The 19,634-nt window shown below is 68.2% G+C and carries 17 protein-coding genes and 1 pseudogene; 9 read left to right on the plus strand and 9 right to left on the minus strand.

Annotated features, from left to right (window positions below; all coding sequences use genetic code 11):
• The first annotated feature begins 120 nt into the window (after positions 1–120).
• The 4 genes and pseudogenes from OG874_RS19560 to aroB all read left to right on the plus strand — a co-directional run bounded on the left by OG874_RS19560 (position 121) and on the right by aroB (position 3,935).
• Complete coding sequence (locus OG874_RS19560; protein WP_330256560.1) at positions 121–576, plus strand: A24 family peptidase; 456 nt, start codon at positions 121–123, stop codon at positions 574–576.
• A gap of 89 nt (positions 577–665) precedes the next feature.
• Entirely contained in the window at positions 666–1,859 is a 1,194-nt protein-coding gene (gene aroC, locus OG874_RS19565) for a chorismate synthase (RefSeq protein WP_330257343.1), read from the plus strand.
• Positions 1,856–2,374: pseudogene (locus tag OG874_RS19570) on the plus strand (shikimate kinase); the annotation flags it as partial. The gene aroC and the pseudogene OG874_RS19570, both read left to right, overlap by 4 nt.
• Positions 2,375–2,792: 418 nt before the next feature.
• Complete coding sequence (gene aroB, locus OG874_RS19575) at positions 2,793–3,935, plus strand: 3-dehydroquinate synthase (protein ID WP_330256561.1); 1,143 nt, start codon at positions 2,793–2,795, stop codon at positions 3,933–3,935.
• Between the two features lie 159 nt (positions 3,936–4,094).
• Here aroB and OG874_RS19580 read toward each other — a convergent pair whose 3' ends face one another.
• From OG874_RS19580 to OG874_RS19605, 6 genes are all read right to left on the minus strand, one after another.
• Positions 4,095–4,577 carry a B-4DMT family transporter gene (locus OG874_RS19580; RefSeq protein ID WP_330256562.1) on the minus strand — a complete coding sequence of 161 codons (483 nt, stop codon included), beginning with the start codon at positions 4,575–4,577 and terminating at the stop codon, positions 4,095–4,097.
• A gap of 46 nt (positions 4,578–4,623) precedes the next feature.
• Positions 4,624–5,445: a shikimate dehydrogenase gene (locus OG874_RS19585; protein WP_442943414.1), complete on the minus strand. Its 822-nt coding sequence runs from the start codon at positions 5,443–5,445 to the stop codon at positions 4,624–4,626.
• Entirely contained in the window at positions 5,432–7,054 is a 1,623-nt protein-coding gene (locus OG874_RS19590) for an endolytic transglycosylase MltG (protein ID WP_330256564.1), read from the minus strand. The genes OG874_RS19585 and OG874_RS19590 overlap by 14 nt, the downstream gene beginning before the upstream one ends.
• The gene (gene ruvX / locus OG874_RS19595; RefSeq protein ID WP_330256565.1) at positions 7,051–7,614 is read right to left on the minus strand and encodes a Holliday junction resolvase RuvX; all 564 of its coding nucleotides are present in this window, start codon (positions 7,612–7,614) and stop codon (positions 7,051–7,053) included. Before ruvX ends, OG874_RS19590 begins: the two co-directional genes overlap by 4 nt.
• Positions 7,614–10,277 (minus strand): alanine--tRNA ligase, encoded by a 2,664-nt coding sequence (gene alaS / locus OG874_RS19600; protein WP_330256566.1) that lies wholly within the window; start codon positions 10,275–10,277, stop codon positions 7,614–7,616. Before alaS ends, ruvX begins: the two co-directional genes overlap by 1 nt.
• A gap of 94 nt (positions 10,278–10,371) precedes the next feature.
• On the minus strand, positions 10,372–10,548 hold the full coding sequence (locus tag OG874_RS19605; RefSeq protein ID WP_330256567.1) for a hypothetical protein: 177 nt from the start codon (positions 10,546–10,548) through the stop codon (positions 10,372–10,374).
• A gap of 22 nt (positions 10,549–10,570) precedes the next feature.
• Here OG874_RS19605 and OG874_RS19610 point away from each other — a divergent pair, with 22 nt between their 5' ends.
• Entirely contained in the window at positions 10,571–10,984 is a 414-nt protein-coding gene (locus tag OG874_RS19610; protein WP_330256568.1) for a barstar family protein, read from the plus strand.
• Positions 10,985–11,002: 18 nt separating this feature from the next.
• Here the strand turns inward: OG874_RS19610 and OG874_RS19615 are convergent, their stop codons facing one another.
• Entirely contained in the window at positions 11,003–12,355 is a 1,353-nt protein-coding gene (locus tag OG874_RS19615) for a replication-associated recombination protein A (RefSeq protein WP_330256569.1), read from the minus strand.
• 148 nt (positions 12,356–12,503) lie between these two features.
• Here OG874_RS19615 and OG874_RS19620 point away from each other — a divergent pair, with 148 nt between their 5' ends.
• The 3 genes from OG874_RS19620 (at position 12,504) to OG874_RS19630 (ending at position 15,766) form a co-directional block, all read left to right on the plus strand.
• Positions 12,504–13,862: an alkaline phosphatase D family protein gene (locus tag OG874_RS19620; RefSeq protein WP_330256570.1), complete on the plus strand. Its 1,359-nt coding sequence runs from the start codon at positions 12,504–12,506 to the stop codon at positions 13,860–13,862.
• 277 nt (positions 13,863–14,139) lie between these two features.
• Positions 14,140–14,487 (plus strand): YciI family protein, encoded by a 348-nt coding sequence (locus tag OG874_RS19625; RefSeq protein ID WP_330256571.1) that lies wholly within the window; start codon positions 14,140–14,142, stop codon positions 14,485–14,487.
• Positions 14,488–14,491: 4 nt separating this feature from the next.
• Positions 14,492–15,766, plus strand: a complete 1,275-nt coding sequence (locus tag OG874_RS19630; RefSeq protein ID WP_330256572.1) for an RNA polymerase sigma factor — start codon at positions 14,492–14,494, stop codon at positions 15,764–15,766.
• A gap of 202 nt (positions 15,767–15,968) precedes the next feature.
• Here the strand turns inward: OG874_RS19630 and OG874_RS19635 are convergent, their stop codons facing one another.
• Positions 15,969–17,138: a phosphotransferase family protein gene (locus OG874_RS19635; RefSeq protein ID WP_330256573.1), complete on the minus strand. Its 1,170-nt coding sequence runs from the start codon at positions 17,136–17,138 to the stop codon at positions 15,969–15,971.
• A 193-nt stretch (positions 17,139–17,331) separates the two neighbouring features.
• Here OG874_RS19635 and OG874_RS19640 point away from each other — a divergent pair, with 193 nt between their 5' ends.
• The gene (locus tag OG874_RS19640) at positions 17,332–18,564 is read left to right on the plus strand and encodes a hypothetical protein (protein WP_330256574.1); all 1,233 of its coding nucleotides are present in this window, start codon (positions 17,332–17,334) and stop codon (positions 18,562–18,564) included.
• A 39-nt stretch (positions 18,565–18,603) separates the two neighbouring features.
• Here OG874_RS19640 and OG874_RS19645 read toward each other — a convergent pair whose 3' ends face one another.
• Positions 18,604–19,572 carry a DUF389 domain-containing protein gene (locus OG874_RS19645; RefSeq protein WP_330256575.1) on the minus strand — a complete coding sequence of 323 codons (969 nt, stop codon included), beginning with the start codon at positions 19,570–19,572 and terminating at the stop codon, positions 18,604–18,606.
• Between the last annotated feature and the right edge of the window lie 62 nt (positions 19,573–19,634).

Genomic DNA, 19,634 nt, shown 5'->3' on the forward strand with positions numbered 1-19,634 from the left:
GTGTTCGGCACGGATAGCACTCGGCTCGAGCGAGGCGAGTGCTGTTCACATATCGATCGGTTATCCCCAATTCGGAAATCGGGGCTGAATCCGGCACCGCGGCGGACGAGGCTTGAAGCCATGTCCCCCATCGCCTTTTTCCTGCTGGTGGCCTGGTGCGCCGCACTTACCGCATTCGATATCCGGCACTGCCGCCTGCCGAATTCACTCACCGCGGCCGGTGCCGTGATCATCTTCGGATATGCGCTTTTCACAACACAATTCACCGCCGCGTCCGTCGGTGCGATGCTGCTCGCGCTGCCGTATCTGGTGGTGCATCTCGCCGCTCCGGATGCGTTCGGCGCAGGGGATGTGAAGCTCGCCGTCGGACTCGGTGCGGTGGCCGCGCTCGGCGGCGCGCAGTCCTGGGTGGCGGCGGCACTCGCGGCCCCGGTACTCACCGCGACCGCAGGCGTCGCCGTACTGACCGTGCGGCGGATTCGCGCGGGTGACGATCGCGCCGGACCGCACCCGCTGCCGCACGGACCCGCGATGTGCTTCGCGACGGTGCTGAGCCTTGCCGCGGTGCACGCCTAGTCGACCATGGTGCGGGCGCGGCGACCGTGCCCGTCATCACGGCGGGCCGTGTGCCGGAGCACCCGCGCCGACATGGGAAGATGGACAGCGTGCTGCGCTGGATAACTGCCGGAGAATCCCATGGTCCCGCTCTCGTCACCATCCTCGAGGGGATGGTGGCCGGTGTCGAGGTGACATCGGACGAGATCTCCGCACAGTTGGCGCGCCGTCGGCTCGGGTACGGGCGCGGCGCCCGGATGAAGTTCGAGGCCGACAAGGTCACCGTGATCGGCGGGGTACGCCACGGTCGCACCATGGGCGGACCAGTGGCCATCGAGATCGCGAACTCCGAATGGCCGAAATGGACGACGGTCATGTCCGCGGATCCGGTGGACGAGGCCGAACTGGCCGAACTGGCCCGCAACGCACCGCTGACCCGGCCCCGGCCGGGCCATGCCGACTACTCCGGCATGCTCAAGTACAACTTCGACGATGCCCGCAATGTGTTGGAACGGGCCAGCGCCCGGGAGACCGCCGCGCGGGTCGCGGCGGGCACGGTCGCGAGGAACTTCCTGCGGCAAGCCTTCGGTGTGGAGGTCGTTTCGCACGTCGTCTCGATCGGCACCGCAGCCAACACCACTGGCCTCGTGCCGACCGCGACGGATCTGGCCGCGATCGACGAGAGTCCGGTGCGCGCGTTCGGTAAGGACGCCGAGGCCGCGATGATCGCCGAGATCGAGGCCGCCAAGAAGGACGGCGACACCCTCGGCGGTGTAGTCGAGGTGGTCGTGGAGGGTTTGCCCGTCGGGCTCGGCTCCTTCATCAGTGGTGCGGACCGGCTCGATTCACGACTCGCGGGCGCGCTCATGGGCATTCAGGCCATCAAGGGCGTCGAGGTCGGCGACGGTTTCGAGACCGCGCGCCGCCGCGGCAGCCAGGCGCACGATGAGATGAAGCCGGGCCCGGACGGCGTGCTGCGCTCGACGAACCGCGCGGGTGGTCTCGAGGGCGGTATGACCAACGGCGAACCGCTGCGCGTGCGCGCCGCGATGAAGCCCATCTCGACTGTGCCGCGCGCGCTGTCGACGGTCGATATGACCACCGGCGAAGAGGCGGTCGCCATCCACCAGCGCTCGGACGTCTGTGCCGTGCCCGCGGCGGGTGTGGTGGCCGAGTCCATGGTCGCGCTGGTCGTCGCGCAGGCCGCGCTGGAGAAGTTCGGCGGCGATTCGCTGGTCGAGACCCTCGACAACATCACCAGCTACGTCAAGCGCGTCGGCGCCCGCCCACACGTGCCGCAATGATCGTGCAGACCGATCCGCGCGCACCGCGCGTGGTGCTGGTCGGACCGCCCGGAGCGGGGAAATCGACGATCGGCCGCAAGCTCGCCAGGGAACTCGGTGTCGAGCTCTACGACACCGACGCAGGCATCGAGCGCGAGACCGGACGCACCATCCCGGAGATCTTCACCGAGGACGGCGAGCCCGAGTTCCGCAAGATCGAGGAGCGGGTGGTGCGCCGCGCCATCCTCGCCGAGCGCGGCGTCGTCTCGCTCGGCGGCGGGGCCGTGCTGTCACCGGACACCAGGGCGCTACTGCGCAATCGCACCGTGGTGTACCTGGAAATCAGTGTGGCCGAAGGACTTCGGCGGACCGGCGCGACTACCCAGCGACCGCTGCTCAACGGCGCGGATCCGGGTGCGAAGTATCGCGAACTGATGCGTAAGCGCAGGGCGCTGTACCGGGAGGTCGCCACGGTGCGGGTGCGCACCGATGGCCGCAGCCCGGGCCGGGTGGTGCGGATGATCATGGCGAAGCTGGGCATGGATTCGGTCCTGCCGCAAGACGCGGAGCCCGATTCGACCGGCACCACGACCGACGACGCCGCGACACCGCAACCCCGGGCAGCAACAGTCCAGGCCCCAAAAGTCCAGGGCAGCAACAGGTCCCGAGCCCGGCGCGCCGCCCGCGCACGCGCGGCCGCCCGCCGACGGGCCGCCGCACAGGCCGAGAACGCCGAATCCGCGGCCACCGAACCGACGAAACCCACCGGCAAGGTCGCCAACGCGGCGGCCGAGCGGACCAAGCCCACCGGCAAAATCTCCAACGGGCCCGCTGGTTCCGAAGGAACCGGCGACACGCCGACCCCGGGCAGCCGGTCCCGGCGCACCCGGGCCCGTCGCGCCCGCGCGCGAGCGCTCAAACAAACAGCACGCACAGAATCGGAGCCAAGTACACGTGAGTGAGCGAAGCGAAACGCCGGCCGAGCCGAGTCGCATCGAAGTCCGCACCGGCAGCCCGTATCCGGTGATCATCGGCCGCGGCCTGCTCGGCGAGCTGGTCGAATCGGTCGCGGGCGCGACCAAGGGCGTACGCACGGTCGCGATCTTCTATCAGCCGCCGCTGGCCGAGACCGCCGAGGCGGTACGCAAAGCACTGGCCGACCAGGGTCTCGACGCGCACCGGGTCGAGATCCCGGACGCCGAGGCGGGTAAGGATCTGGCCGTCGCGGGCTTCTGCTGGGAGGTGCTCGGCCGCATCGGCCTGACCCGCAACGACGTGGTGGTGAGCCTCGGTGGCGGTGCGGCGACCGACCTGGCCGGATTCGTCGCCGCCACCTGGATGCGCGGGGTGCAGATCGTGCACGTGCCGACCACGCTGCTGGCCATGGTCGACGCGGCCGTCGGCGGCAAGACCGGCATCAATACCGAGGCGGGCAAGAACCTCGTCGGCAGCTTCCACGAACCCGCGGCGGTGCTGGTGGATCTGGCGACGCTGGAGACGGTGCCACGCAACGAGATCGTCGCGGGCATGGCCGAGATCATCAAGGCCGGTTTCATCGCCGACCCGATCATCCTGGACCTGGTGGAACGGGATCCCGCGGCCGCACTCGACCCCACCGGCGATGTGCTGCCGGAGCTGATCCGCCGGGCGATCCAGGTCAAGGCCGACGTCGTCGCCGCCGATCTCAAGGAATCCAGCCTGCGCGAGATCCTCAACTATGGCCACACCCTCGGCCACGCCATCGAGCGGCGCGAGCGCTACCGCTGGCGGCACGGCGCGGCCGTCTCGGTCGGACTGGTCTTCGCCGCCGAACTCGGCCGCCTCGCCGGTCGCCTCGACGATGCGACCGCCGATCGGCACCGCACCATCCTGGCCGCCGTCGGCCTGCCGACCGGCTACGACGCCGATGCCCTCCCCCAGCTCCTGGACACCATGCAGACCGACAAGAAGACCCGTTCGGGTGTCCTGCGCTTCGTCGTCCTCGACGGCCTCGCCAAACCGGGCCGTCTCGAAGGCCCCGACCCCGCCCTCCTCGCCGCCGCCTACTCCGCGATCGCCCGCGAGGACAGCCCCAACAGCGGCGCCATCCTCCTCTAGTCGACAACAATGAAGCGGCGCACCCGTCGGGTGCGCCGTTGCCTCCGACACGAATCTCGACAGATCCGCAGCGCGTCGCCCGACCGCCGTAAATGAGCGAAGGCGACCTTCCGGCCAGGATGGCCGATGAAGGTCGCCTCCAGTCGATTTCGCGAAAGGCTAGACGGGAGTCGCGGCCGCTTCCGGCTGCTGTGCAACGGGTGGGTTCGCGGACTTGGTGATCCGGCGGTCGGCGATGATGCGGCCGATGCCGACGCCGATGAGGCCGGGGATGAAGACCAGCAGGACGATGAAGGAGGCGGACGCGGTCAGCTCGAAGAGCAGGCCGTTGTCACCGAGATCGAACTTCGGCAGAAAGTCCAGCAGCCAGGAGATCGCGCCGCTGCCGAGACCAGCGCCGATGGCGGTCTTCAGCCACCGGATGGTCAGGTCGGAGCCGTGCTCCGGATCCGGATGGACCTGACGGTCCTTGCGGCCGTCCAGCACACCCCAGAAGACGATCGCCGCGACCAGTACGACCAGGCACAGCGGCCGCATCCAGCTGCCCTGGGTCGGCCAGTACACCATCGCGAATCCCAGCGCGGCACGCAGGACGACAACCAGCGCACCAAGAGCTGTGGCCCGCAACACCCAACCATTCATGGTCAACACCATAGCCTCGAGTCGGCCGGATCCAAATGAGAACCGGTTACAGTTTTATCGCCGCGGCCATTTCCGCGCGCGGAGCCGGTCGGCCGGTGAACTGCTCGACCTGCCCGTAGGCCTGGTTCAGCAGCATCTCCAGCCCGCTCACCACGGTGTGGCCAGCCCGCGCGACCGCCTGGGCCAGCGGCGTCGGCCACGGGTTGTAGATCGCGTCGAGCACCACCGGTGCCATCGCCACCGCTTGCGCGACGACCGCGGCCGCCTCCGCCGGAACGGTGCTCACCACCGCGCCGGCGTTCGCGCACACCACGCCGACCGCGTCCGCGTCGAAGCCGACCACGGCGGCGCTCATACCGAGTCGTTCCGCGAGATCGACTGCGCCGTGCGCCCTTCCGGCATCCCGGGCGACGACGGTAACCGCCTTCGCACCGAGCTCGGACAGCGCGAGCAGCGCCGGGCGCGCCGTCCCACCCGCACCGAGCACAACGGCCTCGGTGAGTTCGCTGACACCCCCACCGCGCAGCGCGCCGAGGACCCCGTCCACATCGGTGCAGTCGGCACGCCAACCGGCATCGATCCGAACCAGCGTGTTTGCCGAGCCGACCAGCACGGCACGTTCGGTGCGCTCGCTCGCGTACGCCAGCGCGGCCTCTTTACCCGGCATGGTCACCGACAGTCCGACCCACTCGGGGCCGAGCCCGTCGACCAACCCGGGCAGTTCCTCGGCCGAGCACTCGATCCGCTCATAGGTCCAGTCCAGCCCGAGCGCGCGATAGGCGGCCAGATGCAGCTGCGGCGACCGCGAATGCGCGATCGGTTTACCGAGCACCGCCGCCCTGCGCGACCCTGCCCTACCGTCCACTATCGAGAATCCCGCTCTGCCTGGCCTTTTCGATATTGCGCAGATGCTCGCTGTAACTCTCGGTGAACAAGGTGGTCCCCTGTTTGTCGACCGTCACGAAGTACAGCCAGGTCCCCGCCTCCGGATTCTCCATGGCACGCAACGCGTTCAACGACGGCGCGGAGATCGGCGTGGCGGGCAGGCCCGGCATGGCGTAGGTATTCCACGGCGTCCGCTTGGCTCGGTCGGTGTCGGTGGTCGCAACCTCGGTGCGATCCAGCGCGTAGTTCACCGTCGAGTCGAACTGCAGCGGCTGATTGACGTCCAGCCGGTTCACGATCACCCGTGCGACCTTGCCCATATCCTGCGGCAGTGCTTCGCGTTCCACCAGCGATGCGGCGATCAGGGTCTGATACGGATTCAGCTTCGTCTCGGTGCCGGACTGCAGCAGCCCGGTCGATTCGTAGCTGCGCGCGCTGGCGCTCACCACTTGCTTGAGGATCTGCTCCGGCGTCCCGCTCGGATCGAAGTCCCAAGTGCCGGCGGCGATCAAGCCCTCCAGCTGCCTGCTGCGATCGGGCACATCACGCACCCGCTGCTCGGCCCAGCTCGGCACACCGAGCGCGGGCAGATCCATGCCCGCACCGGCCGCGTCGAGCTGGTCGTAGGTGACGCACTTCTTATTGGTGCCGGTGCCGACGCAACTGGCGTCGGCGATCTTGCGGTAGATGCCGTCCTTGCGCGAGCCGGTGTTCACGTCCTGCTGGTCGTGCAGCTGTCGTCCCTCGGAGACGACCAGATTGCCGACCCGCGATTCCTTGCTGAGCAGCGCCGTCACCGCCTGTGCGGCCGGACTGTGACTCGGGATCGCGTAGTACCCCGGCTGCACCGAGTTCATATTCGAATTGCGCACGGCCGCTTGGAAGAAGGCCTCGCTGCTCGCGACGATCCCCTTCTGCTGCATCGCGTCCGCGATCTGGTTCGAGGTGTCACCGGGCTGCACCTGCACCACCACGAGCGGCCCGACCGGGCCCGCGTAATCCTCGGGCGCGCCGAACATCTTCGCGATCTTCATGCCCGCGAACGCCGCCGCGCCGATGAACAGCAATACGAACATCGCGCCGATGAGCCACAGATGCCGGCGGCGCTTCTTGCGCTCGGCGGCCTTGCGGGAGGCCATCCGCGAACGTCGGCCGCGCGAGGATCCGCCGCGCTGGCGCTCCGACCGGGATTCCGAACGCTCCTCGGCACTGCCCTCGCCGCGCTCGGGCCGGTTCCGACCGGGCCGCCCGGTCCGCGCGGCCCCGGCCCCGGCTCCGGACCGCCCGCCGCCCAACCCGTCACCGCGGGAGCGCCGGGGCTGCGAACCCTCGCCGCGTTGGGCACTCTCGCCACGTTGCGCGTTCGGCCCGCGTCCGCGCCGCGGAGCCGCATCCGCGTGCTCGGCCCGCTGCGGTGCCGCGCGACGCGAACGCCCGGCCGCGAGCGACTCGTCCTGATCATCGTCGGTGTAGCGCGGTATGACGTTGGTGTCGTCCTCGTACTGTTCCCACGCTTGATCGTTTCGCCGGTAACGCCGATCAGCCTCACGCTGTCGGAACCGTTCCTCGGCTCGCGCCCATCGATCCGTCATGCGTCGTCTCCGGACTCAGACGCCGCTTCGGCCGACCTCAACACCGCACTCCGTTCGTCCAACCATCCTTGCAGGATCGATACGGCCGCCGCCTGATCGATCACCTGCCGCTGGCCACGCGCGCGAACTCCACTGTCCCGCAATGCACGTGCAGCTGACACCGTAGTCAAACGTTCGTCGGAAAGTCGGATAGGCACCGGCGCTATGACTGCGCGCAAATTCTCCGCGAATGCGATCGCCAACCCCGCTGCGGTGCCCTTTTCCCCGCGCAAGGTCCTGGGAAGCCCGACGATGACCTCGACGGCATCGTACTCCCGCACAATTTCAGCAATTCTGAAAATATCGCTTGCCGAACCGGGCGTGCGCTTATTCGGCTTTGCGCGCGGCACCGTCTCCACGGGCGTGGCGAGGACGCCGTCCGGGTCGCTGGAGGCGACCCCGATCCGGACGCTGCCGACATCGATGCCGATCCGCCTGCCGCGACCGGGATCGGTCACGGGTGAGGGGCGGTCGGCGCCGCAGCGCTGGTCCGACGAATGGTGACTCTCTGGGTCGCCCATCACCCGGCCAGTTCGGCCACCCGGGCACGGACCGCGGTCAGGCCGACTTCGATACCCGAGGGATCCGAACCGGCGCCCTGCGCCATCTCCGGCTTGCCGCCGCCGCGACCGGCGATGCTCGGCCCGAAGCTGGCAACCAGATCGCCGGCCTTGAAGCCGAGGTCCTGCGCACTCTTGTTGACCGACACCACGAACGGCACCTTGCCATCGGCGTTGCCGAGCAGCACCACCACGGCCGGGTTGCTGCCGAAACGGCCACGAATATCGGTGGCCAGGGTGCGCAGATCACCGGCGGCGACACCCTCGGGCGCGGCGGCGGCCACCAGCAGCACGCTGCCGACCCGCTCGGCCTCGTCCACGAACTTGGCCGCCGAGGCGAGCACGGCGGCGATCTTGGTGCGCTCGAGCTCCTTCTCGGCCACCTTCAACCGCTCCACGAGCTGCTCGACACGCGCGGGCACGTCCTCCGAGGGCACCTTGAGCGAGGACGCGACACCGGCCAGCAGCGCGCGCTCCTTGGCCAGGTACTTATAGGAGTCCAGACCGACGAAGGCCTCGACGCGACGCACACCGGAACCGACCGACGCCTCGCCGAGCACGGTGATCGGGCCGATCTGCGAGGAATGCTGTACGTGCGTCCCACCGCACAACTCCATCGAGAACGGGCCGCCGATCTCCACGACACGCACCTCGTCGCCGTAGTTCTCGCCGAACAGTGCCAGCGCGCCCATCTGCTTGGCCTTGGGCAGATCGGTGACGAAGGTGTTCACCGGGAAGTCCGCACCGACCGCGTCATTGGACACGGCCTCGATATCGGCCCGCTGCTGTTCGGAGAGCTGGCCCTGCCAGTTGAAGTCGAAGCGCAGGTAGCCGGGCTTGTTCAGCGAACCGGCCTGCACGGCGTTCGGGCCGAGCACCTGCCGCAGCGCGGCGTGCACCATATGCGTGCCGGAGTGGCCCTGGGTGGCGCCACGCCGCCAAGCCGGATCGGCCTGCGCGAGTACGACATCGCCCTCGGTGATCTGGCCCTGTTCGACGGTGGTCTTGTGCACCCACAGCTTCTTGGCGATCTTCTGCACATCGTTGACGCGCAGCTTGAGGCCCTGCGCCGTGATGGAGCCGCGGTCGGCGATCTGACCGCCGGACTCCGCGTACAGCGGGCTGCGGTCCAGGATCACCTCGACGTCCTTACCGGCGGTGGCGGTCGGGACGCGGACACCATCGGCGATCAGCGCGAGGACATGAGCCTCGGAGGTGAGCTCGTCGAAACCGGTGAATTCGGTGGCGCCGCGATCGACCAGTTCCTTGTAGATGGACAGGTCGGCATGCGCGTGCTTGCGGGCCTGCGCATCGTCCTTGGCGCGCTTACGCTGCTCGGCCATCAGCGACCGGAAACCGTCCTCGTCCACCGAAAGGCCCGCCTCGGCGGCCATCTCCAGGGTGAGGTCGATCGGGAAGCCGTAGGTGTCGTGCAGGGTGAAGGCGTCCGAGCCGGCAATTGTCTTGCCGCCCTTGGCCTTTACCGATTCAGCGGTGTTGTCGAACAGGACGGAGCCGGTGTTGAGTGTCTTGAGGAACGCTGTCTCCTCACCGACCGCGACCGTCTCGATGCGCCGGAAGTCGGTGGCCAACTCCGGGTAGGACGGCGACATCAGATCGCTGACGACCTTCATGAACTCGCCCATGACCGGCTTCTCCGCACCCAGCAGGCGGGCCGAGCGCACGATCCGGCGCAGCAGGCGGCGCAGCACGTAGCCGCGGCCGTCATTGCCCGGGTTGACACCGTCGGCGATCAGCATCGCACCGGTGCGGGCATGGTCGGCGATCACGCGGAACCGGACATCGTCCTCGTGCGTGACGCCATAGGACCGGCCGGTCAACTCCTCGGCCTTATCGATGATCGGGCGCAGCAGATCGGTCTCGTAGACGTTGTCGACGCCCTGCAGCAGGAATGCGACGCGCTCGACACCCATGCCGGTGTCGATATTCTTCTTCGGCAGCGGGCCGAGGATCTCGAAGTCGTCCTTGCCGGTGCCCGCGCCCCGCTCGTTCTGCATGAACACGAGGTTCCAGATTTCGAGGTAGCGGTCCTCATCGGCCTCGGGGCCGCCCTCGACGCCGTAGGCGGGGCCCCGGTCGAAGTAGATCTCCGAACACGGGCCGCACGGGCCCGGAATGCCCATCGACCAGTAGTTGTCGGCCATGCCGCGGCGCTGGATGCGCTCGGCGGGCACGCCGACCTCGAGCCAGATCCGCTCGGCCTCGTCGTCGTCGAGGTAGACGGTGGCCCACAGCCGTTCCGGATCGAAGCCGTAGCCGCCGTCCTCGACGCTGCCGGTCAGCAGCGACCAGGCGAAGGTGATCGCCTCGCGCTTGAAGTAGTCGCCGAAGCTGAAGTTGCCCGCCATCTGGAAGAAGGTGTTGTGGCGGGTGGTGACGCCGACATTCTCGATATCGCCGGTGCGCACGCACTTCTGCACGCTGGTCGCGGTCGAGTAGGGCGGGGTCTGCTGACCGAGGAAGAACGGAACGAACTGCACCATGCCTGCGTTGACGAACAGCAGGTTCGGGTCGGCCAGGATCAGCGAGGCACTCGGCACCTCGGTATGGCCGGCACGGACGAAATGGTCCAGGAAGCGCCGTCGAATCTCGTGGGTCTGCACAGGTATCCAGCCTACCGGTGGGCCGCATCCGTTTTTTCAGCGACCGGGGTGCTGCCCGCCACCGTCCGGCCAACCCGACGAACTGGTCATCCGCTCACTGTCCCGTCATCCCGGAATGCCCTTCACCCACCAAATCGGCCAGCGAGTCGGTGACCGGCTCCTGATCCGCAATAATGCCACCCGAGACCGTCGAATCGGCCGGGCGACGCAGGGCTGCTCGAAATCGGCGGCGGGACCGTGTCGTCGTCGCTCGCAATAGCAGTGTAGTCACGGGCGCATGGTAGACCTGCCGGGTGGCGTCTATCGAGAAGCCGGTGCTCGTGATCGACGGATCCGCGTTCGATGACTTCGCCGGGTTCGCGCGCGAGTTCTCGAAACTGCTCGACGATTATCGCTGGCGGGGAAATCTCGACGCGTTCAACGACATCCTGCGCGGCGGATTCGGCACCCCCGAGGACGGGTTCGTGCTGCGGTGGCTGGATTCCGATCGCTCCCGCATCACCCTCGGCAAATCCGCGACGATCGAGTACCTCGAAGGCATCCTCGCGCGCTGTCATCCATCGAACCGCGAGCACGTCGGGGCGCGACTGGCCGCAGCGCGGCGCGGCGCGGGACCCACACTGTTCGACCTCGTCGTCGAGATAATCCTGGACCACGGACGCGACGGGAAGCAGTCCGCTGACGGGGTCGACCTGGAGTTGGTCTGACCCGGCGGCAAGCAGTCGCTAGCGGCCCCGGACGATCTTGCGCAGCTTCTCGACTCGGCGTTGGATATCGCGTTCGACGCCGTGGTCGGTGGGGGTGTAATAGTCGCGGCCGACGATTTCATCCGGTGGATACTGTTGCGCCAGAACGCCATCCGGGTCGTCGTGGGGGTATTTGTAGCCTTGGGCGTTGCCCAGCTTCGCCGCCCCGGCGTAATGGCCGTCGCGCAGGTGTGGCGGGACGAGGCCCGCTTTACCCGCGGAGATATCGGCCATGGCGGCGCCGAGGGCGGCCGGAACCGCACCGGATTTGGGGGCCGTGGCCAGGTGAATTGTCGCGTGGGTCAAGGTGAGCTGGGCCTCGGGCATGCCGATGAGTTGCACGACGTGCGCGGCGGCGACCGCGGTCTGCAGCGCCATCGGATCGGCCATGCCGATGTCCTCGCTGGCCGAGATCACCAGGCGGCGGGCGATGAAGCGGGGGTCCTCGCCCGCGCTGAGCATCCGGGCCAAATAGTGCAGGGCCGCATCGACATCCGAACCGCGGATGGATTTGATGAAAGCGCTCACCACGTCGTAGTGCTGATCGCCCGCGCGGTCGTAGCGCACGGCCGCCTTGTCCACGCTGGCCTCGACAAGATCCACATCCACGGTGCCGTCGAGCGAGGATTCCGCCGACGCCTCCAGCGCGGTCAGCGCCCGGCGCGCGTCACCGCCCGCGATCCGCACGATATGGTCCAGCGCGGCATCGGTCACCGTGTATTCACCGCCGAAACCGCGCGGATCCTCGATCGCGCGCCGCAGCACCTGCCGGATATCGGCGTCGGTCAGCGACTGCAGTTGCAGCACCAGCGAGCGTGACAGCAACGGTGACACCACCGAAAACGACGGGTTCTCGGTCGTCGCGCCGACCAGCAGCACGATCCGGTTCTCCACCGCGGCGAGCAGCGCGTCCTGCTGGGTTTTGGAGAAGCGGTGCACCTCATCGATGAACAGCACGGTCTGCTCGCCCGCGGTCAGGCGCCGCCGCGCCACATCGATGACCGCGCGCACTTCCTTCACGCCGGCCGACAACGCCGACAGCGCCTCGAAGCGGCGACCGGTGGCCTGCGAGATCAGCGACGCCAGCGTCGTTTTCCCGGTTCCCGGCGGTCCGTACAACAGCACCGACGCCGCACCCGAGCCCTCGATCAACCGCCGCAGCGGTGATCCCGGACCGAGCAGATGCTGCTGACCGACCACTTCGTCGAGTGATGCGGGCCGCATCCGCACTGCCAGCGGAGCACCGGCCCCGGTGCCGCGGAATTCGATCGCACCGCGCGAATCCGGCTCGACCGTCGGGTGACCCGGCATATCGAACAGCCCGTCGCTCATCGCCGACGCTCCGCCGCCCACACGTCGGGCCCGCGCGCCGCGCTGTGCCACGATCCGCTGCGCTCGCTCATAATTGCGACCGTACCGGCCGCCTCCGACACCGATGCAGTCCGGACGCGCGGGCAGGTCGATCCGAGTACCCAATTCTTTGCCGAACCTCGCGGAATCCGATCACACCGTCAAGGTCGACGTCACCGACCTGCCGCCCGGGAGCGGGTACTTCTACCGCTTCACCGCGTTCGGCGTGCACTCATCCATCGGGCGCACCCGCACAGCCCCGGCCGCGTCCGAGGAGGTCCAGCGGCTGCGTTTCGGCGTGGTGTCCTGCGCGAATTGGGAGGCCGGATACTTCGGCGCCTACCGGCATCTGGCCAACCGCACCGACCTCGACGCGATCGTGCATCTCGGCGACTACCTCTACGAATTCGGCCGCGGCAAATACGGTGTGCGCAGCGGCGCGGTGCGCTCGCACGAACCCGCCGACGAGATCGTCACACTCGCCGACTATCGAATTCGGCACGCGCAGTACAAGACCGATCCGGATCTGCTGGCGCTGCACGCGCGGGTGCCGTTCATCTGCACCTGGGACGACCACGAATTCGCCGACAACGCCTGGTCCGGCGGTGCGAACAACCACAATCCGGCCACCCAGGGCGACTGGCAGCCCCGCCGCGCCGCCTCGGCCCGCGCCTATCTCGAATGGATGCCGGTCCGCGCGACCAGTTCGGGCGCCGAGGTCCAGATCTATCGGCGGCTGCGCTTCGGCACCCTCGCCGAGCTGTCGATGCTCGACCTACGCAGCTACCGTGATCAGGAAGTCAAGCCGGTCGCAGGCTGGCGCGAGGTCGACAATCCGGCGCGCACCATCACCGGCAAGACCCAAATGGATTGGCTCACCGCCGGTTTGGCGTCCGCGCCGGTGCAGTGGAAGCTGATCGGCAATTCGGTGATGATCGCCCCCTTGGTGTTCCCGCCGCTGGAACCGGCCACCACCGAGGCCATCACGACCTTGCTGGGCGTGCCCCGATCCGGCGTACCCGCCAACGCCGATCAGTGGGACGGCTACACCGCCGACCGCCGCACACTGTTCCAGTCGATCGCCGACCAACCGGTCAGCGACGTCATCTTCCTCACCGGCGACATCCACTCCTCCTGGGCCGCCGACCTCCCCATCGACCCCGTGGACTATCCCGGCGGCCCCACCGTCGGCACCGAATTCGTCGTCCCGTCGGTCACCTCGTCCAGCCTCGGCGAACTCCTGAAGGCACCCCCGCGCACCGTCGCCGTCCCCATCGAGGAATCCATCAAGGCCGTCAACCGCCACCTGCGCTACGTCGAAATGGAATCCCACGGCTACGGCGTCCTGGAAATCACCCCTGCCCAAGCCCAAATGGACTGGTTCTACCTGACCGACGTCACCGACCCCGATACCCCCGTCCACCACGGCACCTCACTCGCCGTCCACCCGGGCGGCCGCCTCGAACCCCGCCCGGGCCCGGTGGCCTGACTCCCACTTCGGTCTCGTCCACCTCGGCGGCACCATCGAGCTGAGATCGGGCGGACTGAAGGACCACGTTCCCTGGTGTCGGCCGGATGGAGTCCGGCGGGTGCGTCGGGCCTTGCCACCATGGGTCACGATCGAGCCGGGATGGGGACTTCCGGGACTCCGGGCGAATCCAGGAGCAGAATTTCTCGCGAAAGGTTGTCGATTTCCGACGGGGTCGCTCGTCGGAACGAATACGACGGCCCGATCGGCGGGTCGAAGGAACCGAAGGAGCGAGATCATGAGCCAGTATTTGGTACTGATCTACGAGGACGAGAGTGCGTACGCGGCCGCATCGGAGCAGGTCATGGGCGAGGTCTACCAGGCGCACACGACCTTCCAGGAGATCGCGGGCAATGCGCTGCAGGGCGGCAACGCACTGCAGCCGACACCGACCGCCACCTCGATCCGCCAGCAGGACAGCGGCGAGTTCACCGTGACCGACGCGCCGTTCGCCGAGGCCAAGGAGGCGCTCGGCGGCTACTACCTGATCGAGGCCGCCGATCTCGACGCCGCGATCGCACTCGCCAAGCAGGTGCCCGCCCGGTTCGGCGGCGTCGAGGTGCGGCCGATCATGACGTTCGACTAGATCGATGTCGATCGACACCGATGCGGCCGACCGTGCCGCCGCGGCCGTCGAGCAGGCGCACCGTCGCGAATGGGCCTTCGTGCTCGCCGCGACGGTGCGGCTCGTCCGCGACTTCGACCTCGCGGAGGAGTGCGTGCAGGACGCCTACGCGCGAGCGCTCACCGAGTGGTCGCAGCACGGCGTCCCCGCCAAGCCCGGCGCCTGGCTCACCACCGTCGCCCGACGCCGCGGCCTCGATCTGCTGCGCCGCAACTCCACCATGCGACGCACACTCCCCAGCCTGATCACCGACCGGACCGACGACGACACCGCCGATCTCGCACTTGCGGAACTGGATTCGGCAGCCGCGATCCCCGACGACCGGTTGCGCTTGATCAGCACCTGCTGCCACCCCGCCCTCGCCCGCGAGGCCCAGGTGGCGCTCACCCTGCGCCTGGTCTGCGGCGTCACCACCGCCGAGGTCGCCCGCGCGTTCCTCACCAGCGAATCGGCCATGGCGGCCCGAATCACCCGCGCCAAGAAGAAGATCGCCGTGGCGCGCATCCCCTACCGGGTGCCCTCGGTCCGCGAACTCCCCGAACGACTCGACGCCATCTGCGCGGTCATCCATCTCCTGTTCACCACCGGGCACACGGCTCCCTCCGGCGATGCGCTGGTCCGTCCCGATCTCGTCGAGCGAGCACTTCAGGTCGCCCGCATGATGCACACGCTCGTCCCCGACGACCCATCCGTGACCGGCCTGCTCGCACTGATCCTGCTCACCGACGCCCGCCGTGCCGCCCGCGTGGATGCCGAGGGCCGCCTCTGTGTCCTCGAGCACCAAGACCGCACCCGCTGGGATCGAGCGGCCATCGCCGAGGGCATCGCCCTGGTGAAAACCGCTCTCCCCCACACCGATCGATATACGCTGCAGGCCGCGATCGCCGCCGTCCACGACGAGGCCCCATCGTGGGAACACACCGACTGGCGCGAAATCACCGGCCTGTATGTACTTTTGCTCCGCATCTGGCCATCCCCGGTAGTGCGCCTCAATTACGCAGTAGCAGTGGGCCTTTCCGGTAGCCCCGCCCGCGGCCTGGCCCTGCTCGACGCCCTCGCGAACGAACCCGCCCTGGCGACCTACGGCTATCTGGAAGCCTCCCGTGCCGCATTCCTGGCCCAACTCGGCCGCACCGCCGAAGCCGCCCTGGCCTACGAATCCGCCCTGCTCCTAACCGAAAACACCATAGAGCGAACCCATCTCGAATCCCGCCTAGCCGCCCTCACCCCGGAAACCTGAACCCCCGCCCCTCCCTCGGCGTCCCCCCGCACACCCTTGTCGTACCCGCACGGCGCGTATACCGCGTGTGCAGCCACCACGAAGGGTGTGGGGACGACCGACGGGCAGCGAACTCGGGCCGCGCGTACTCGGGGCTGGCACAGGCGATATACCTACTCCTCCCCCAATCCTCAGGCCCCCGGAACCCGGCCCCGGGCGAAACCTACTCCCCCCAGCGCTCTTCCAGCATCGCCGACACATCCTCGGCAAAATCCCCGACCGCGTCGTCGCCGGTGCACCGCGCATCCTCGGCGAGTGCCGCCCAGCGGTTGATCAGGGCTTCCGAACGCGGCACCGACAGACCGTGTTCGCGTGCGGAGGCGATGCGGGTGTGGTCGGCGGGCAGGAACCAGTAGGTGGTCAGCCATACCCAGATGAGGCGGGCCTCGAGGATCCGCTCGGCGAGCACTGTGTCATCGGCGAGTGCGGGCCACACGCCCACGACCTCCGAGCGCCACGCCTCCACCATCTGCTGTGCGCGTTCGCGGGACAGTTCGAAGTCACACAGGCAGCCGGGGAAGGACACCAGTGCGTAGGCGATGTCGAGGGTCGCGTCGCGGAAGCCACCCCATTCGTAGTCGAGGAAGCGCGCGCCTTCCTCATTGAGGATCACGTTGTCGGGGCAGAGATCCGACGGGCTGAACGCGCGGGAGCGCCCGGCGGAGAACAGTCGATTCCCTCGGACGATGCGTTCGGCGATCTCGCCGGGCACCTCGATACCGAGCTCACGCTGCAGCATGCCCGGCACCTCGGAGATCGCGGCCTCGGCCTGTTGCGCGATGCCGTCGACCCGGTGCACCACATCCACCCGGCGAAGCAGGGCGACGAAATCCGCCTCCCGCCCAACGGTCGCCGCGTGCATCCGGCCAAGCGCCTGCGCGAAGGCCATCAGCCCGTTGCGGGTCACCGGTTCCGCCCCGGATTGCAGCACCTGCGTCATCCGGGAGATGTCACCGAGATCGCTCAGGACCAGCAACCGGTCGGGCAGGCTGTGTGCGATCAGGTAAGCGCCGGGCCGGTGTTCGCGACTCAACGCGGTGGTGAACTGATACGACACCGCCTCGCGAAGAAACGCCGAATCAATGCTGGCGACGCCGGGCGCGAGACCACCCGTCGTGCGGTCCGCCGCAGATCCGCGGACCTGCTTGACGATGAGCGTCCGGGGTAGGGAGAAGGCGTTCTCTGAAACGCGCACGCGTAGGACCGTCGTCCTACCACTACCGCTGAGTTCCATCGGATCGCTCAGCTTTACCGGAGCACCCATTCGCTTTGTGAGCAACTGCTGTGCTGCGGACACGACTTCGGCGGCGCGTTCGGCCAATAGTGCGGTCATCGCTAATCAAGCTACTCGCACCGGGTCACTTCTAGCGAGCGGTTACACAACCTTTCCGCGTCGCTCGGCGTGTCTGCATCAAGGTTGCGGAACAGGCGCTGCTCGCTTGACACCATTGCACCCGTCCGGTTTTCTCATCGTCAACTGCCGTGCGCCACACCGCAAACCAGTTGCGTCGAAAGGTCTGCAGACAATGACCGACACACCGTCGCCCAAGCCGAACGAACCAGCTGGCTTGCCCGAACAAACCGGCGGCGCGCCCGAACAAACCGGCGGCGCGCCCGAACAAACCGGCGGCGCGCCCGAACAAACCGGCGGCGCGCCCGAACGAACCGGCGGCGCGCCCGAGGAGGGCGGTGGCGAACAGTTCGCGGCGCGTCCCGGCCAGCACGAAAGTCCAGACCCGCAGCCGAAGGAACCGGGTGTCGGACCGGGCAGGCACGAGATGGCCGGAACCGCCGGCTACCCACAGTTCGAGGGGCCCGGTGCGGCGCAGTACGGCAGTGAACCCGTGGAGCCGCCACCGCCGGTCGGCACCCCGTCGCCCGCGGCAACCGGTCAGCCGAGCTACGGTCCGCCGGGAACCGGGCCGATGGCGCCACCGCTCGGGTACGCGCCACCGCCCGGTGCGATGGCACCGCACCCGGGAGCGATGCAACCCGGGACGCCTCCCGGCGCGGCACCGCCCGGCGCGATGCAACCCGGGGCAGTACCCCCCGGCGGCATGCCTCCCCCCGGAGCGGTGCCCCCACCCGGCTACCAACCCGGCCAACCGACCTATGGGTACCAGTCCGCCCCCGGCGTCCCGATGAGCCTGGACGTCGGCAACGCACTGAGCTACGGCTGGGAGAAGTTCCGCGCGAACATCGGCCCGTGGCTGGCCGTCACCGCGGTCGGGGTGATCATCTATCTCGGCTTCGTGCTCGTCATCCGGGTCGTCGAACCGAATTCGCTGTTCAGCCTGCTGCTGATCTTCCTGGCGGTGATGGTCGCGATCTGGCTGCTGCAGGCCGCCATGATCCGCGGCGCGCTGTATGAAACCGACGGCAACAAACCGACTTTCGCGTCCTACTTCCACTTCGTGAACGCGGGCAATGTCCTGTTGACCGCCCTGCTCGCTTTCGCGCTCACCTGGATCGGCGCGGCGCTGTGCTTCATCCCCGGCCTCATCGCCGGATTCCTGTGCATGTTCGCACTGCATTTCGTCGTCGATCAGGAACAAGGCCCGTTCACCGCGATCAAGTCCAGCGCGACGCTGGTCATCGGCAATATCGGGCAAGTGCTGCTGCTCGCCCTCGCGGTGCTGGTGATCACTTTCGTCGGCGCACTGCTGTGCGGCTTCGGACTACTGGTCGCCGGACCGGTGTGCACGATCGCGGTAACCTACGCCTACCGGGCACTGACCGGCGGCACCGTATCCGTCTAGCACCACCCCGGAAACCCGGCCCCGCAACAGAATTCGCGGTCACTTCGATGGCAGTGACCGGATCCACATCCACTTCTTGAAACGTGCGATCGGCCCGCCCTCGCTCCCGGCGCGAGGGCGCAACGCCAACACGAGCAGCCCCGCCACCACGATGCCCGCCAGATTCACCGCGAGCTGTCCGGCCGACTTGAACGCGATATCCCACTCCCCCAAAGTCGCCGCGATAACCGCGAATCCAGCCGCGGGCACGGTCGTCACCGAGATGAACACCCCGACCAGAGCGGCGGACTTCGCGGTGACCACCGCCAGCATGCCCGCCGCACCCGCCAGCAGCGCGACCACCAGTGAGAACGGCCCAACCTCGTAGATGAAGTCGACATTCTGAACGGTTTCCACATCGGTCACCGTGATCCACCCGAACTGCTTCCACAGCAGCGTCGCCAACAGCGTGACGATCATCGCCACCGGAAACGCCACCACCAACGCAATCGCCGACCTGCGGGCGAGCTGGAAATCGCGCCGCCACAGACCCACCGAAAAGGCTGCCAGCGGTCCGAATTCCGGCCCGACCACCATCGCGCCGACGATCGTCACCGGCGAGTCGGTGGCCACCCCGACGGCGGCGAGCAGGCAGGCGATGGTGAGGAAGGCAACGAAGGTCAGGGTGAGCGAGGACTCCTCGTGCGTCTGTGCGAGCAACTCCTCCCACACCACCGCGTCCGTCGGGTCGCCGGGCGCCTCTTCGATCGCCCGCTCGCCCGCATCGGAGAGCACCGTCTCGACCGGCCCGAGAGTGATGCCACCGGTGTGCTTGATACCGAGCGAGGTCAGGTCGGCAAGCACATCGTTGGCGGCCTCACGCGCGACATCGGCCTGGATCAGGTCCCCGGCGGGCTCGACGGCCACACCTCGCGCCAAGGTCACATGGGTGACCCCGGGGTCGGCGCTCAGTACCGTCATGACCTTGTCGGTCGTTTCGGCCGGGCTGATCATGCGCAAATGCAGCAACGGATCCCCTCGTGGTCAGCGTCGGTGAGACTGACCAGAAAGTACCGTTCGAGCGGTCGCGC

It is taken from the genome of Nocardia sp. NBC_00565, assembly GCF_036345915.1.
GTDB lineage: Bacteria > Actinomycetota > Actinomycetes > Mycobacteriales > Mycobacteriaceae > Nocardia.

Coding starts and splice junctions, on each gene's coding strand:
- OG874_RS19560 (WP_330256560.1), top strand. CDS start 121: ATGTCCCCCATCGCCTTTTTCCTGCTGGTGGCCTGGTGCGCCGCACTT.
- OG874_RS19580 (WP_330256562.1), bottom strand. CDS start 4,577: ATGAATGGTTGGGTGTTGCGGGCCACAGCTCTTGGTGCGCTGGTTGTC.
- OG874_RS19590 (WP_330256564.1), bottom strand. CDS start 7,054: ATGACGGATCGATGGGCGCGAGCCGAGGAACGGTTCCGACAGCGTGAG.
- ruvX (WP_330256565.1), bottom strand. CDS start 7,614: ATGGGCGACCCAGAGAGTCACCATTCGTCGGACCAGCGCTGCGGCGCC.
- OG874_RS19615 (WP_330256569.1), bottom strand. CDS start 12,355: ATGAGCGACGGGCTGTTCGATATGCCGGGTCACCCGACGGTCGAGCCG.
- OG874_RS19625 (WP_330256571.1), top strand. CDS start 14,140: ATGAGCCAGTATTTGGTACTGATCTACGAGGACGAGAGTGCGTACGCG.
- OG874_RS19630 (WP_330256572.1), top strand. CDS start 14,492: ATGTCGATCGACACCGATGCGGCCGACCGTGCCGCCGCGGCCGTCGAG.
- OG874_RS19635 (WP_330256573.1), bottom strand. CDS start 17,138: ATGACCGCACTATTGGCCGAACGCGCCGCCGAAGTCGTGTCCGCAGCA.
- OG874_RS19640 (WP_330256574.1), top strand. CDS start 17,332: ATGACCGACACACCGTCGCCCAAGCCGAACGAACCAGCTGGCTTGCCC.